The sequence below is a fragment of the Phormidium pseudopriestleyi FRX01 genome, assembly GCF_017313335.1.
Classification (GTDB): domain Bacteria; phylum Cyanobacteriota; class Cyanobacteriia; order Cyanobacteriales; family Laspinemataceae; genus Laspinema; species Laspinema pseudopriestleyi.
In genome coordinates, this window is sequence record NZ_JAFLQW010000514.1 from 1 (window position 1) to 14,097 (window position 14,097).

Annotated in this window: 13 protein-coding genes; 7 read left to right on the top strand and 6 right to left on the bottom strand. The window is 47.8% G+C overall.

The genetic code is table 11. The features are described from left to right. The first annotated feature begins 259 nt into the window (after window positions 1-259). The 3 genes from J0895_RS19425 to J0895_RS19435 all read left to right on the top strand — a co-directional run bounded on the left by J0895_RS19425 (window position 260) and on the right by J0895_RS19435 (window position 2,731). On the top strand, window positions 260-685 hold the full coding sequence (locus J0895_RS19425) for a XisI protein (RefSeq protein ID WP_422894342.1): 426 nt from the start codon (window positions 260-262) through the stop codon (window positions 683-685). Between the two features lie 106 nt (window positions 686-791). After that, on the top strand, window positions 792-1,133 hold the full coding sequence (locus J0895_RS19430; RefSeq protein WP_207089653.1) for a hypothetical protein: 342 nt from the start codon (window positions 792-794) through the stop codon (window positions 1,131-1,133). Between the two features lie 2 nt (window positions 1,134-1,135). Beyond that, window positions 1,136-2,731, top strand: coding sequence for a hypothetical protein (locus tag J0895_RS19435; RefSeq protein ID WP_242541423.1), 1,596 nt, complete (start codon window positions 1,136-1,138; stop codon window positions 2,729-2,731). A gap of 111 nt (window positions 2,732-2,842) precedes the next feature. Here the strand turns inward: J0895_RS19435 and J0895_RS19440 are convergent, their stop codons facing one another. From J0895_RS19440 to J0895_RS19450, 3 genes are all read right to left on the bottom strand, one after another. Then, the gene (locus J0895_RS19440; protein WP_207089654.1) at window positions 2,843-4,987 is read right to left on the bottom strand and encodes a serine/threonine-protein kinase; all 2,145 of its coding nucleotides are present in this window, start codon (window positions 4,985-4,987) and stop codon (window positions 2,843-2,845) included. A 136-nt stretch (window positions 4,988-5,123) separates the two neighbouring features. Beyond that, window positions 5,124-5,453 (bottom strand): EAL domain-containing protein, encoded by a 330-nt coding sequence (locus J0895_RS19445; protein WP_340643559.1) that lies wholly within the window; start codon window positions 5,451-5,453, stop codon window positions 5,124-5,126. Window positions 5,454-5,525: 72 nt separating this feature from the next. Continuing rightward, a complete protein-coding gene (locus J0895_RS19450; RefSeq protein ID WP_207089656.1) occupies window positions 5,526-5,792 on the bottom strand; it encodes a DUF6737 family protein in 267 nt (88 codons plus the stop codon). Window positions 5,793-5,904: 112 nt separating this feature from the next. Here J0895_RS19450 and J0895_RS19455 point away from each other — a divergent pair, with 112 nt between their 5' ends. After that, entirely contained in the window at window positions 5,905-6,267 is a 363-nt protein-coding gene (locus J0895_RS19455) for a VOC family protein (RefSeq protein WP_207089657.1), read from the top strand. Continuing rightward, entirely contained in the window at window positions 6,268-7,563 is a 1,296-nt protein-coding gene (locus J0895_RS19460; RefSeq protein WP_207089658.1) for a recombinase family protein, read from the top strand. It begins immediately after the preceding gene. 52 nt (window positions 7,564-7,615) lie between these two features. On the opposite strand, the gene J0895_RS19465 is transcribed toward J0895_RS19460, so the two are convergent. Together J0895_RS19465 and J0895_RS19470 are read right to left on the bottom strand one after the other, a co-directional pair. Then, a complete protein-coding gene (locus J0895_RS19465) occupies window positions 7,616-8,626 on the bottom strand; it encodes a sensor histidine kinase (protein WP_207089659.1) in 1,011 nt (336 codons plus the stop codon). A 626-nt stretch (window positions 8,627-9,252) separates the two neighbouring features. Beyond that, complete coding sequence (locus J0895_RS19470) at window positions 9,253-10,767, bottom strand: hypothetical protein (RefSeq protein ID WP_207089660.1); 1,515 nt, start codon at window positions 10,765-10,767, stop codon at window positions 9,253-9,255. Between the two features lie 637 nt (window positions 10,768-11,404). Here J0895_RS19470 and J0895_RS19475 point away from each other — a divergent pair. After that, entirely contained in the window at window positions 11,405-13,042 is a 1,638-nt protein-coding gene (locus J0895_RS19475) for an ArnT family glycosyltransferase (RefSeq protein ID WP_207089661.1), read from the top strand. Between the two features lie 92 nt (window positions 13,043-13,134). On the opposite strand, the gene J0895_RS26095 is transcribed toward J0895_RS19475, so the two are convergent. Beyond that, window positions 13,135-13,323, bottom strand: a complete 189-nt coding sequence (locus J0895_RS26095) for a hypothetical protein (protein WP_242541424.1) — start codon at window positions 13,321-13,323, stop codon at window positions 13,135-13,137. Window positions 13,324-13,769: 446 nt separating this feature from the next. Between J0895_RS26095 and J0895_RS26510 the strand changes: the two genes are divergently transcribed. Beyond that, the gene (locus J0895_RS26510; protein WP_277989870.1) at window positions 13,770-13,901 is read left to right on the top strand and encodes a hypothetical protein; all 132 of its coding nucleotides are present in this window, start codon (window positions 13,770-13,772) and stop codon (window positions 13,899-13,901) included. The last annotated feature ends 196 nt before the right edge of the window (window positions 13,902-14,097 follow it).

Below are 14,097 nucleotides of genomic sequence, written 5' to 3' on the forward strand. Positions count from 1 at the left end.
GTGGGCAGTAATTGTAGGGTGGGCACTGCCCACCGACGAGTTGGTGACTACCAGATGAAGGTGGGCAGTGCCCACCCTACTTTCTACTACTTTCTACCAGATGAAGGTGGGCAGTGCCCACTCTACTACTACTGAAGGGGTCAAAAAGAGGCAACCACCACCCCGCCCTACGGGCACCCCTCCAGAGGAGGGGAATGGGGAAAATTCCCCTCCTCTGGAGGGGTGCCCGTAGGGCGGGGTGGTGGTTGCCTAACATCAGATGCACCCGGAAACTCGGTTGCAAAGTTGGGGAAAACATGGCGGCCAAAGCGGAGATTGTACAATGGATAAATTAGAACATTATCGCCACTGTATTAAAACGCTGTTACAAGCACAATTCCGTCACCCATCAAACACAACCGATGTCGAAAGTCAACTGATTTTTGACCAAGAGGGCGATCGTTACCTATGGCTTAATGTGGGTTGGGTTGAGCTTGAATGTGTTTATGCTTGCTTTCTACACTTTGATATTAAGGACGGAAAAATCTGGATTCAATGCAATCGCACGGAAACCGATATGGCTCAAGCCCTAGTCGAGATGGGAGTCCCGAAAGAAGATATTATTTTAGGGCTACATCCTCCCTATAAACGCCCCTATACTGGCTATGGAATGCCTCAGTTGGAACCCATATCCATTGAGGCATAGAGAAGGGAAAACCCAACCGCTAACCGCAATTCATGGGGTTACGTTTTCACCCACTCAATCCACTCATGACAAGCTCATCCTCATCCCGTATCTACCCTTAAAAATCATGCCTCCAGAAGAAATCCAACTCATAGAAGATTTTCTCACCTTTCTTGAGAATGCCCGGACGACTCTCCCCGCGACTGATAGCTTATGGGAATATCTCCAGAGTTTTCTAACCCAATTCAAAACTGTGGACGATCGCCCGTTACAATTAGCCCTGTTTATTGAAACTTGGTGTCAAGAATTTCAGGTAACCATAGACCCCAAAACCATGCGCCAAATCCGGGCTAATATGCTTGAAAATGGGCAAGTTATCCCAAAACCGGCAGAGGGAGAAAAAGCCAGTAAGGTTTACAATAAGGCTTCGATTACTGAGTCGGTTAACAATGCTATCCCTGAAAAATAAGCATGAGCGATTATCTCTACGCCCCTAGTCTCTATTGGTTTGCCTATCGCTATCGTGAGGGGCTAGTCGTAGCAGATACTCAAGCCTCTTCTGACCAAACCCTTGCGGATTTGGATTGGGTGAAACAACAATATAAACAGGTTTTATCTCCCTTTGACGTTATACTCAGTTCAAAATGGCAAAATGAGGGAAGAACTCGCAATTTTGAACTGTTGAAAAATCCTAATTTAGAGGAAGGACGACAATATGAATATTTCGAGATTTCCGCACAGAATTTAGAGGGATTTGTCTATCCTCAATCCCTCCATGATAGCTATGGGTTGAATCTGAATCTCTTCTGCCCAGAAAATAAGGGTGCGGACCAATATCCCATTGAAGACCTGGATAAACTCAATCCCAAAGGCTGTTTTACTCCCCCTAAAACGCCGCCTTTCGGCTATTTAGGACAAACTTTATTATTAACAGCCTATCTGGATAAACCCCGCCCCTCAGCGATTGGTGAATTTGAAGCCTTAGCCCGCACCTGCTGGCAACAGTTTTTCAAGGTGCAAACGGTTAGTTCTTTACCCCGATTGTATCGCGCATACCAATTTTTGGGTGGCTATCTTTATGAGTATGGTAATCCCGAGGATGATTTAACGAAGAATCCATTTGGGCATCTGCTGATTTGGTTTTTCTTTGAGGAGGAAACCAGTTTGATTTTACAGCGATGTTATTGGGAGTTACCGGAACTTTTATTATATTATCACAAAATTTGTGGGAGCTTCCGACAAAGCCGCGACTTTTATCAAAATGCGGATACAATTGTGAGCAAAAATGAGACCTATTTACAGCAATTAAATAAAAATTATCTCCAGAATAGGCAACGGGACACCCTTGCCGATGAACAATTGACGGAACTCAAACTAACCCTGAAAGAGTTGCTGGCAACCTCTTTGCGTTATTCCCAGCAATTGCGAAATCTGGAATATGCTCACAATACGATCGCCATTAACCACAAAAATTATCTCGCTATCCTGGACCAGATGGAACAATTGGCGCAAACTCCCCTAGAGGCGTTCCGGGTATTTGGGGAGAAGGAGGCAGTCGCCTTTCAAGAACAAATCACCGCCGATCTCAACTATTTCCGCCACGGATCGGGGTTGCTGGATACGGCTATTAACTCGATTCGTGGATTGGTGGAAATTGACCAGGCGGAACGCGATCGCCTCCTGCAAACCGCCTTAGCAACCAGTCGAGACAAGCAAGAAAAATTCAACCAAGGCTTACAAGACCAAATCCAAGCAGTGGGGGTCGGCATTGCGGCAGGGGCGATCGTGGCTTCAACTTCTGGGTTAATCACCCACTCTTGGCAATTCCCGAGTCGGGAGCAATTTTGGCTTCCCCCCCATCCGTTTATTCTGGCACTTCTGGGGAGTGCATTGTGTTCTTGGGGTGCATGGTTGTGGGCTAAAAAAGAGATTCAAAAAAGGCGAGATATTTCTCAGGCAAACTCGACTCCCAAGGGCATTTCAACGGCGATCGCAACGGATACCCCAAAAACTCCCCTTAATCCGGCAGGCGATCGGTTGAGTGTGTCTGATGACAAGAAAGAGTAGGGTAAGCAGGTTCACTCTATTGAGCCGTTTTGCACCATTGTTGTCCGATGAAAAGGGGGCTTACAAGGGTAGGGGGTTAAGTCAGGGTGTGCGATCGCCCGAACATTGAGATTACTCCGAAGTCACGCGATCGGCGGCGAGGTTGAGTTGATAGGAAATCGGTTCTCTGGCATCGGATATGACAATAATTTCATAGTAACCCGATTCGGGTAAAATTCCACTCCATGACTGTTGGGAAGAATCTTCCAGGAGTGGGTCACTGGTACTATTGGGCGGATAGAGGGAGATACGAATGCCTTGATTCGCGTATAATGATAATCGGAGAATTTGACCTTTCGATAGATACGCAGTATAAGCTTTTCCCTCACCGGGACCGAGGGTATCTCTCACTTGACGGCGAAATTGACCTCGGGAAAATTGAATGGTTTCGAGAGTTTTCCCTTGTTGTAACGCGGTGAGTTGATCGGCAACGATCGCGTGCCAAATTTGGCCGATGGGTTGGTTGATAAAATTAACCCCTTGCTGTTCGGGAAACTGATGGAAAAATTGAGCATCGGCTAAATCATAAAGGGCGCGGCGACTCAGTTGCAATCGATTCACGGCCATTGTCACCCGATCGCGTTGTTGGTCACCATAAGTCCCCAAACCCCGACGCCCTTGGTCGCTTAAAGTTGCCAAATAATCTAACAGTTCAGAGGCCAATTCATCCCAGCGCGATCGCCAGATTTCATCAGCGGGTTCATAACTCAGAATAATCCCCTGTTGGCTGGGATATCGTTCATAAAAGGCTTCATTAACCAGATTCACATAAAATGGAGAGGCAATCCCCAGTTGTTCTCGGCGATCGCGCAGTGCTTCTTTGCGCTTAAATTCCTCCGGGGAATAACGAGAGGAAAATTCCGCTAAATCCGGATCAACATCTTCAAATAAATTCGGTTTCTCAGTAGAACCAGTCGGTTGCTTAGGATTATATTTCACCCACTGTCTGCCTCCCCACCAACCGGCACTCCCGGCACCAGCGACTAACATCACCACCAATAACAACGTACCCCACCAAGGGAGTCGCCCTCGTCGAGACTGCGGAATTCCGGTAACGGCACCAGTCCCGGTAATTTCTCCCACCGATGTCGGGAAGGGGGATAATGACCCCGAATTGACATTTTTAGGTCCGGAAATGCTTTCCGGGGGGAGTTCCGTAGGAAACACCGTCCCGGGTGGGACAGAATTGGGCCGGGGAAGGGGTGCCGGGGGTTGAGACTGAGGGGCGAGAGTGCCCGTGGATTGGACCTCGGCGATCGCCTGTAAAACCTGAGTGGCGCTTTGGAAGCGATCGCCCACCCGACGGGCCAACATTTTTTTCAGGACCTGTTCCAAACCTGGTGGAATCTCCCCAAGTCCATCCTTCCCCCAATTCAACTCCTGGGGATCAAAAAAGGGCTGGGGTTCTTCCCCACTCAACAACACCAATACAGTTACCCCAAGGGCGTACAAATCGCTGTGGGGGTACACCTGTCCCAACATCATCTGTTCTGACGGTGCATATCCCACCTTACCTAGGCGGGTTGGCACCGGCATCGGAGGACTGGTGACTGGCGATGTCATCACCTGGGACTCGACCAGGGCCGCCACTTGCTTGACCCCACCAAAATCAATTAAAACCGGCAACTGGTCCAGATTTCTGAAAATCAGATTATCCGGGGAGATATCCCGATGAATCACCCGACGGGAGTGGATGTAGTCCAACACGGGTAACAGTTGTTGTAGTAACGGAGTTACTTCTGCAACGGTAAATTTCTGACCTTGCTGACGGCGTTGGGAGAGTAATACGCGGTAGTTTTGGCCCTCTACATAATCCTGCACCAAAAACAACCGACTGCGACCCTCAACGGGCGATCGGCACAGTTCCCGGAATTTCGGAATCTGCGGGTGTTGGAGTTTGTACAGAACACCGGCTTCCCGATTGAAGAGTTCCTCAGCCTTTTCCTGGGCGTAGGTGCCTTGAACCTTGGGGGCAAATTCTTTGAGGACACAGGGTTCATTAAAACGGTTGATATCTTCGGCCAAATAAGTGCGTCCGAAGCCCCCATGACCGATTTCTCGCACCAGTCGGTAGCGATCGCCCACAATGGTTCCCGCAGAAATGGCTCCTATTGAGATTCCCTCTGGGCCTCGCACCTTTAAAGGTTCGCCACAGGACTGGCAAAAGCGACTTCCGGGGAAATTATCATGTCCTTTACTGCAAAAGAGGGGCTTCATCTAGGTTTCGCTCTCCCACAGGGGGTCCGTATTGCTATAACAATTCACCCTTGATTGTACAAACTGTTTCCTGATAGAAGCTACCCAGATTCGATTCTTTTTTAAACTTTTCCCTTCTTCTTTGCTTGAGGCCAATTTATCCTCCCCGAGGGCATTGACAAGATGGAACAAATATGCAATTTAAACTCCGTGGGGTGACATTTTGTGCCAGAAGCGTATAGGCGGCGTTGGAGTCTAGGGGTTTGGAGAACAAATACCCCTGTCCAAATTCTCCGTTTAGGTTTTGTAACTGTTCCAATTGGGCGATGGTTTCGATGCCTTCAGAAATGGTTGTAATATTTGTATCCTGCGCCAACAAAATGATCGCTTCTACAATCGCTAATCCTTTCGGATTACGGCTCATTTGGTTGATAATTTGGCTCAAATACCTTGACCTGGTTCTGCTACGCGGTTTGATCGGTTCCAAATCCGTGGGCGAAAATCATCGTTTGACTACCCTGACCCCGCAGATTAACGTTATTTCGAGCATTGACTCCCGTTATCCCTCCTCCTCACCCGTTCCCCCTGCCCTGAACTGGGCCTCGTAACGGTCCAAAATTCCACTTTCAATCATCAACCTCGGCCAAATTAATAAGAAAAACCCCATCCACGCCACCAAAGGGACCGCAACGATCGCCGTTACCCAGAGTTTGTGAAACACCAGCCAACTGCCCAAAATCAACGTCATCCCCGTTAACAAAATTGACCAAGGCTGACACCACCAGGGTTTATAATTCCAAGGATTCAGAGAGGGTTGTTGTGACATAAAACTCTAAAATAAATAACAAACTCCTCTGTTTTATCATATAAACTCACTCCTAGAATTTTTCCGCGACTCATTCCCGATTCAAAAACCCATCTTTACGAAGGATATCCTTATGCAAATTACCCAATATCTTCATACCGCCCTCTTAGTCTCAAACCTACCTCGGGCGGAACAATTTTATAGTACCGTCCTCGGACTGGAAAAAGTCGATCGCCCTTTTAGCTATGCCGGAATCTGGTATCAAATTGGGCCGATTCAACTGCATTTAATTGTCGATGAAACCCTCAATCTTATCCCTGCCAACCGCGAAAAACTGGGTCGCAATCCTCATTTTGCCTTGGGAGTCAGCAACTTAGAAGCCGCCAAAGCTCATTTACTCGCCCATAATTGTTTGATTCAAATGAGTGCCTCCGGACGGGCTGCATTATTTACCCAAGACCCCGATGGGAATATCATTGAATTGACTCAAGTCTAAATGAAAATTATTGCCTATTTATATAGTGACCCGCTGTTAGAATCGCCCAGTGATCCAGCGATTTGGGGGTGGGAAGTCGATCGCGTGTATCGAGATTTAGGCGATCGCACTCACCTACAACAACTCCTCAACGATTGCCAAGAAGAAACCGCCGATTATTTGTTAATTCGGCGCATCGAAGAATTGGGGGACTCGGTTCGAGAAGTCTGCGATCGCATGGCAGAATTGGAAGAACGGCAAATCCAAATTGTCGCCACCGAAAATGCCACAGCGACCCTGGATACCCCCCTCACCCGCAGCGAGCTGTTGAAACTGCTTTCAGAAATTGAAAGCGTCCAACGTTCCCGGCAAATTCGCAAAGGACACGCTAAAAATCGCCTGCAATCTATTCCCCCACCGGGAAAAGCTCCCTTTGGGTATAGACGCGGTAAGGACCGCTATGCCCTCGAACGCGCTGCTGCGGCTATTGTTAAAGACTTTTTTGAGCAATTTCTCCTTTACGGGTCTTTGCGCGGTGCCGTGCGCTATTTAGAGCGAAAACACAGCAAAAAAATTTCTGTGACAACCGGGAGGCGATGGTTAACGAATCCCACCTATCGTGGGGATTTAGCGTATAAAAAGGGGTTAGTGCTTTCTAATACTCATCTGGCGATTATCTCGCGAGAGGAAGCGGCACAAGTCGATCGCCTCCTGCGCCGAAATCGACGAATGCCGCCTCGAACCGCCAGTGCATCCCGTTCTTTGGCGGGTTTAGTCGTCTGCGGGGAGTGTCATTGCTCAATGGCAGTTTCGCAAGCGAAGGCGCATCAAGGGAGTCGGGAATATTTATATTTGCGTCCGACAAACTGTGTCCGACAACCGAAATGTCAGGCGATTCCTTATGAAGGGATTTTACAGCAGGCGATCGCCGAAGTCTGTCATGAGTTGCCTCGCGCCGTTGCTGGATTAGAAATGGGACAAATTATTGGAGTCAAACAGCAGATTCAAGGGGCGATCGCCACCAAGCAACAGATTCTCACCCAACTCCCGCAACTGCGCCAAGACGGTATTTTAGATGCAGAGACTGCGGATCTGCGTCGTTACAAAGTCAACACAGAAATTTCCGAACTCCAAAGTCAACTGGCGCAACTGCCTCCCGTCAACTTGCGCGAAACCGCCCAAACCGTTTCTCTACCTCAATTTTGGCTGGATTTATCCGAAACCGAACGGCGATTCTACTTTCGGGAATTCATTCGCCAAATCGAAATCTACCGTCAAGGTAAAGCATGGCAGTTGAAAATTATCTTTATTTTTTAGGGGTTTCGGTTCCTAAAGAAAGCTGGTTTCTAACGGTTACTAACCCGACACCCTAAACCTGAACCGCCGGTTTTTCCGACTCAGCCAAATCTTCGGTATCCTTGGGTTGAGACACCGGCAGTTCTACTCGAAAGGTACTGCCTTCATTCGGTTTGGAAGTACAGACAATCTTGCCGTAATGGTTCTCTTCAATAATTTTCTTAGAAATCGATAATCCCAATCCCGTTCCGACTCCCATTGCTTTCGTGGTAAAAAATGGCTCAAAAACCCGAGTTGAGATATCCGTTGAAATTCCCGGACCATTATCGGAAATGGTAATCGCCACTCGATTATTCTCTAACGTTTCCGTGGTGATAATAATTTTTCGTTTACCCGGTTTTCGTTCAAGTTTTTCTTCCCCAGAAATTGCGGGTTTTTCGGGTTCTTCCAGGGCATCGATCGCATTATTAATCAAATTCATAAAAACTTGATTTAGCTGATTAATATAACATTCTATTTTGGGAAGTTTCCCAAATTCGCAAACTACCTCAATGTTTTGTTTATATCGATTATTTAGCAGGACTAAAGTAGCTTCTAACCCTTCTTGTAAATCGGCAACTTTCATGTCCGGTTCATCCAGACGATAGAAATTCCGCAGGGTCAGGACCAAATCCCGAATCCGTTCTGCACCGACTTTGAGAGAACCCATAATTCGAGGCAAATCTTCCAGAACGTAATCGAGTTCTACTTCTTCTAAGATTTCCTCCACCGCTTCGGCATTGTCCGGGTATCCTTCTTGATACGCTTCTAAAACCTTAAATAAATCTTCTACGTGTTCCTGAACATAGGGTAAGTTTCCATAAATAAAGTTAATTGGATTATTAATTTCATGGGAAATTCCCGAGACCATTTGGCCCAGCATCGACATTTTTTCCATTTGCAGCAGATGCTGTTGCAGTCGCTGCAGTTCTTGTAAACTATCTTGGAACTGTTGATTTTGGTCCGTTAGTTGTTCAGTCAGTTGAGCGACTTTTTGCTCCAATTCACGATTTCGGTCTTCCAGTTCTTGAATGCGATCGGTCATTATGGACAGCCCCCTGTCACATCAACACTTCAAATTATATCAATTTTTACCCTCCTATTTTGTTGGCAAGGGAGAGTGAAGGGGTCTGGAACAGGTTTCCCGTTGCCGAACCCTGTCCCCTCATGGGGATCCGGATAGTCCCGATCCCCGAACCCCTTGTTCCAACAAGGGAAAAGGGGGATCAATCAAAGTCTCTCTCCCTTTATGGGAAAGAGACTGAGGATCAGGGTTGCACCGATGCACCTTCGGTTGGATTCCCAGAGAGGGGAGTTCTTACAAGAGTAGGTTTTTTCGTTTATGGTGATTCGCCTTACTATTAACTTCAGCGACGGTTCCCTCCCCTTGGCAAGGGGAGGGTTAGGGTGGGGTGTCCGGCGGTAACTCAGGCGATCGCCTGAGTTACGCACTCACAGTCGGCGATCGCACGTCACTATGACACTCTACCCACCGATTCCACGCGCAAGTGCGATCGCACGTCACTATGACCCCACCCTAACCCTCCCCAAGACCTCGGGTAGGGGACTGGAAGTAAAAAACCTACTCTTGTAAGGGAGGGGAGTTGGGGATGCTGTCAGCGCCAAAAAAATAGCGGAGGTTCAAACCTCCGCTATTTTGCACTGATACTTTTACAGCGATCGCGACGAGTTATCATCCGTGGGATACGATCCTTTCCCCGCATTGCGAACATTCACAATCTTACCCATGAGATCAAACCAAAAACTTGACCCCATCGAAATCGCCAGCCCACTGAGTAACCATCCCGCCAATTGCTTGACAAAGGGAACGCGCCACTGGAGATTTTGAATCCGTTGTTCTTTGATGGTGACTTCACTCCATCCAATAGGTAAAGAGATATCCTGAAGGGATTGTCTGAGTTCTGCCTTGACCCCCTCTAATTCTCGGGGATCTCGAATTGGTTGGGCATTGACAATACTCTGGGCATTTTGAGTCACTGTCGCCCGTAAAACCGGGTCTTTTGACAAGCTACTCACAATATAGATCGTATCGGCATTGGCGATCGCAGCCACCAGAAATCCGATAATAATCGCAATCCCTCTGGCATTGCGTTTGTACACGCCCGAGGACCGTTCCATCGAGCGATCGAACCAAATTTCGATTTGTTGCTGAAACGTATTGAGCGTATCTTGAGCCCCTTCGTTCTTCTGTTGCGCTCGTTTAGCTAAGACCCCTAAACTTTCCTTCAGCGATTCCGGTAATAAATCGATGACTTTTTCTAACTCTTTGAATGCTGATTCAATCCCTTGATAGGCCGGACTATTTTTATCTTCAAAGACTTCCTGAATCTCAAGATAAACTTCTCGATACCGGGGCAGACTCGCAATAATCTCTCTCGGCTCAGGCTTCAAATTTTTCAACAAAACCTTCTTGCCCGCCTCTCCATAAATTCGCTTGCCGATCGCACTGATTCGCTCCAGCAAAAATTCCGGAGTCTCCCCTTCCCCTTCTGCCGCAAAAGCAAGCCGCGAGTTTTCCACAAATAATCCAAACCGTTCTTCCATTAATTCAACGAACATGGCTAACGTGATTTCTTCTTGCGCATATTTCGTCACCATTTCATTGAAATTCTGCCCGCAAACTCTTAACTCTTTCTTGAAAACACCCGTATTAACTTCACTTAAACTGGCAGTTTTACTTAAACCAACAATTTCCTTTAACTGCTCTTGTTTAAACTTTTCTACCCGGGCAATACTGAGAGCATGAGAAATTTTATCAACTCCTAAAGTATCCATAAGAGTCACCGCGAAAAAGTCCGGACGAATGTAAGAAGGACCTCCTTCATTCTCTCCGAACACATTCTCGGTATGGGTCATTTTTTGATAAATTTTAAACAATCCAGAACTGATTTTTCTGAACCCTTGGGCTAAAGCTCCTTTAGCCTCTTGATTGAGGTCTTTGATTAAGGGATTAGCATACAATTGATTGGCAAGAATTCGGGCCTTTCGGCTTTCTTCACTTTCTTGGGCCCCTCCCATGAGCACTTCAATCGATTTTTTTAAATGTTCGGCTCTCCACTGAAGCAGAGTGGTCACCAGTTCTTGAATTTCCGAAGCCAGTAAACTCAGAATCAAATAAACAAAAATTAGCCCGATAGCAAGGTCTAAAATAAAAGGAATGTTCATGATAAATTATCATTCAGGTAGGTGCAGGACTGACTCAACTTGTTTAAAGTTGGTCATCGATTACTATACGGGCCGACTCTTAAAAAATCGGACAAATTACAAAAATATCAAAACATTTCATAGAGTAGGATGGAAAGGATGGGGTAGCTGTTCTTAGTAACGACTTCAGTCGTTTCCCCCGTGTCATACCAAATCCGGTTGGTAAAAGTCGATTTTCGCTTTTAGGGAACTCCAAAAAATAAAATACCCAAAACCCCCACCCTTGAGGGTGCGGGTTTTAATTTTTAGCCCGCGTAGGGGGGCTTTGTTAGTATAGCCCCACCCTTGAGGGTGCGGGTTTTTATAGACCTTTGACAACCGAATTCCGTATTACTACAAACTTGAACCCCATCTGCCCCATCTCCCCCTCGGGACCGTTGACAAATTTTTAAAATTCGGTTGGGGATGTTAGATTGGCGAGTAGGGATGGGGAAACCTGAAACCAGTTGACCTGCACCTTCGGGCCCAATCAAAATCCGTTAAAATTCTCTAAACCTTGCACGGTTTGGAGAGGGTCCGCTTCTGAGGGATTCCTCCCGGGTGCCATTCCCCCGAATTGCTGAAACGTCGTATTCGCTCTGGTTGCCCTTAAAACACCATGTCCCAGGAAATTTTCACCCTGCACGAGTCAAATGAGAAAACAATTCGGACCCGACATTGGGGCGAACAGCTCTGGGTCCTCCTGCTCCTGATCGCTGCGATTCTTATCTATCAGATGGATCTAGGCTTTCTCCCGTTACGAGACTGGGATGAAGGCATTGTTGCGGGAGTCGCTCGGGATATTTACCAAGGGTCGTTAGATTGGCTCTATCCAACGAGTGCAGGAGAACCCTATTTTAATAAACCGCCCCTACTCCATTTGCTAATTGCTTATGCTTATTTTTGGGGCGGGGTCAATGAATGGACGACGCGGTTACCAGGGGCGATGCTCTCGGCGTTATCGGTGCCGCTGCTGTATGGAATTGCTCGGGAAGTGTTTCGGTTGCGATCGCCTGCAATTTTCTCAGTTTTGGTCTATCTGACCCTCTTGCCGGTAGTGCGCCACGGACGTCTGGCGATGCTGGATGGGGGGGTGCAATGCTTTTTCTTATTAATGGTCTGGTGTCTGCTGCGATCGCGGCGGAATTTGCGCTGGGGTCTGGGGGTCGGCATCGGTTTGGGTCTGATTTGCATGACCAAAGGCATGATGGGCGTCTTACTCGGAACGATCGCCTTCGCTTTTACTCTCTGGGATACCCCTCGCTTGCTCCGTTCTTGGTATTTGTGGATTGGCATCGCCTTGGGAATGACCCCCGTCACTCTCTGGTATTGGGCGCAATGGCAGCATTATGGGGATGCCTTTCTCTCGGCCCATTTTGGTATCCAGTCATTACAACGGATTTGGCAACCTGTGGAGAGCAATGCAGGGCCGCCCTGGTACTATCTCTTAGAATTGTTGAAATATTCCTGGCCTTGGTTCTTGTTTTTACCCCAGGGGTTACAATTAGCTTGGGAAAATCGCACCCTGAGTTGGGCCAAATTAGTTGGGGTTTGGACCAGTATCTATTTTGTGGCAATCACGGTGATGGGGACTAAATTGCCTTGGTATGTCTTACCCCTTTATCCGGCAATTGCCCTCGCCTGTGGTGCAAAACTGGCTCAAGTCTGGGCCGATCGCAAGACGACTGAACCCTTCACCCGTGACCCCCTGTATCCTGTAGCTTGGATTGCGATTCTCGGCATTATCTCCGTGGTTTTGTGGGGAGGTAGCTTTTATTTGGGCGTGATGGACCCCAGCTATGGGACCTATTTGCCGGTGCTGTTAATTTCTGTGGCGTTAACCCTGAGTATTTCGGCGTTGCTGATTTATCACCAGGACCGACAATTTGTGCTGATTTTGTTCTGGGGGATGTTCGTTTCGCTGTGTTTATTCGTGAGTTCCCCCCATTGGATTTGGGAACTGAATGAAGCCTATCCGGTGAAACCTGTGGCTGAGGCGATCGCCCAACAGACTCCCCCGGGTCAACAGATTTACACCTCGTTCCCCTACCATCGGCCTTCTTTAAATTTTTATAGCGATCGCCAAGTCATTCCCGCTACCCCAGAACAACTCCAACAGTATTGGCGGGAACAGCAGCAGCCCTATTTCTTAGTCGATCGCCGGACCCTAGAGGCTCTCGACCTCGGTCCGAGTCACATTCAGAATGCCAATGAAGGTTGGCTGTTGGTCACCCGAGAGCCACCCTCAGCAAATTAGCAGAAAATAGTCGCCCCAAGATTCAGAGTTTGGGGCGATCGCTGCGGTGGTGAAGTCGGGGAGTTGTTCTGGATCCATCCCCCGAACAGGATTCATTTCCCAGACTCGGGGAATGAGTCCCTCACCTCCCCACTTTCTTCCCGAAACTGCCCCGGTAATTGGCGATCGCCACTCCAATTTTCTAAAGTCGCAAAAGTCAGACTCGCCACCACTAAGCCCGCCAACACCGCCCAAACCGAAGGGCGTTTTTTAATTCCCACATCCCTGAGAATCCGAGCCACTGGGCTGCTCTGACGTCGCAACAGCCGCGACATAGACAATTGTTTAAACGTGAAGGGGTCTCTAACGTAATGACCGCTCCAACTAATCACTAATCGAGCTTGACAATGAGGGCAGGTATAGAGTCCGCCTAAAATCTCGCCTGGATTTCTTTGTCCCGAGCGATTGCATACGGGGCACAAGACAGAGTGACTCTCGAAGATATGCGCGTTCATTCGACTTTCCCGTTTTCCCAAAACCTTAATGGATCTATTGTGGTCAACACAACACCAGTGGCGTCGCTTTGGTTGTCAAGGCAAGCTCAGGGCTTGCCTTAGTTATCCCGCTCTTTTGCTGCTCCCTTCACCGCTGTTGTCTCCGGTGCGCTCAATCTCTTGATGCACTCTGGAGAGTTACCTTGCCGGTTCAAATTCCCCGTTGAGGGTAGGGTTGATATCCCAATGTTGGTTTGACATGGGATAGCTGTACTACCGATCGCCTCGCCTCTCCCCCTGGGGAGAATCACGATTCCCTTAAACAACAGGCTCGACTGAAGCCATTAGCTTACGAGTTTGACTCAGATTGGCTAGAAGAGGAATAGAGTGGGATAGCTTTGGTTCTTTAATTCTTAGTCTACTGTGCTTTTCTTTTTCGCGTAAATCTGCTGTCATATATCTCAATACATCAGCACGCGATCGTTGCCCTATATTCAGGGAAATTTAACCTTAACCATCAGGGATCAACCCGATGTCCGTCCAGTGATTACAAAACTTTACAATCAATCCGGTTTTACCTAA

What these genes read in the sequence shown, in the direction of transcription:
- J0895_RS19435 (WP_242541423.1), top strand. Translation starts at nt 1,136, where the DNA reads ATGAGCGATTATCTCTACGCCCCTAGTCTCTATTGGTTTGCCTATCGC.
- J0895_RS19470 (WP_207089660.1), bottom strand. Translation starts at nt 10,767, where the DNA reads ATGAACATTCCTTTTATTTTAGACCTTGCTATCGGGCTAATTTTTGTT.
- J0895_RS19455 (WP_207089657.1), top strand. Translation starts at nt 5,905, where the DNA reads ATGCAAATTACCCAATATCTTCATACCGCCCTCTTAGTCTCAAACCTA.
- J0895_RS19460 (WP_207089658.1), top strand. Translation starts at nt 6,268, where the DNA reads ATGAAAATTATTGCCTATTTATATAGTGACCCGCTGTTAGAATCGCCC.
- J0895_RS19440 (WP_207089654.1), bottom strand. Translation starts at nt 4,987, where the DNA reads ATGAAGCCCCTCTTTTGCAGTAAAGGACATGATAATTTCCCCGGAAGT.
- J0895_RS19430 (WP_207089653.1), top strand. Translation starts at nt 792, where the DNA reads ATGCCTCCAGAAGAAATCCAACTCATAGAAGATTTTCTCACCTTTCTT.
- J0895_RS19465 (WP_207089659.1), bottom strand. Translation starts at nt 8,626, where the DNA reads ATGACCGATCGCATTCAAGAACTGGAAGACCGAAATCGTGAATTGGAG.
- J0895_RS19450 (WP_207089656.1), bottom strand. Translation starts at nt 5,792, where the DNA reads ATGTCACAACAACCCTCTCTGAATCCTTGGAATTATAAACCCTGGTGG.
- J0895_RS19425 (WP_422894342.1), top strand. Translation starts at nt 260, where the DNA reads ATGCACCCGGAAACTCGGTTGCAAAGTTGGGGAAAACATGGCGGCCAA.
- J0895_RS19475 (WP_207089661.1), top strand. Translation starts at nt 11,405, where the DNA reads ATGTCCCAGGAAATTTTCACCCTGCACGAGTCAAATGAGAAAACAATT.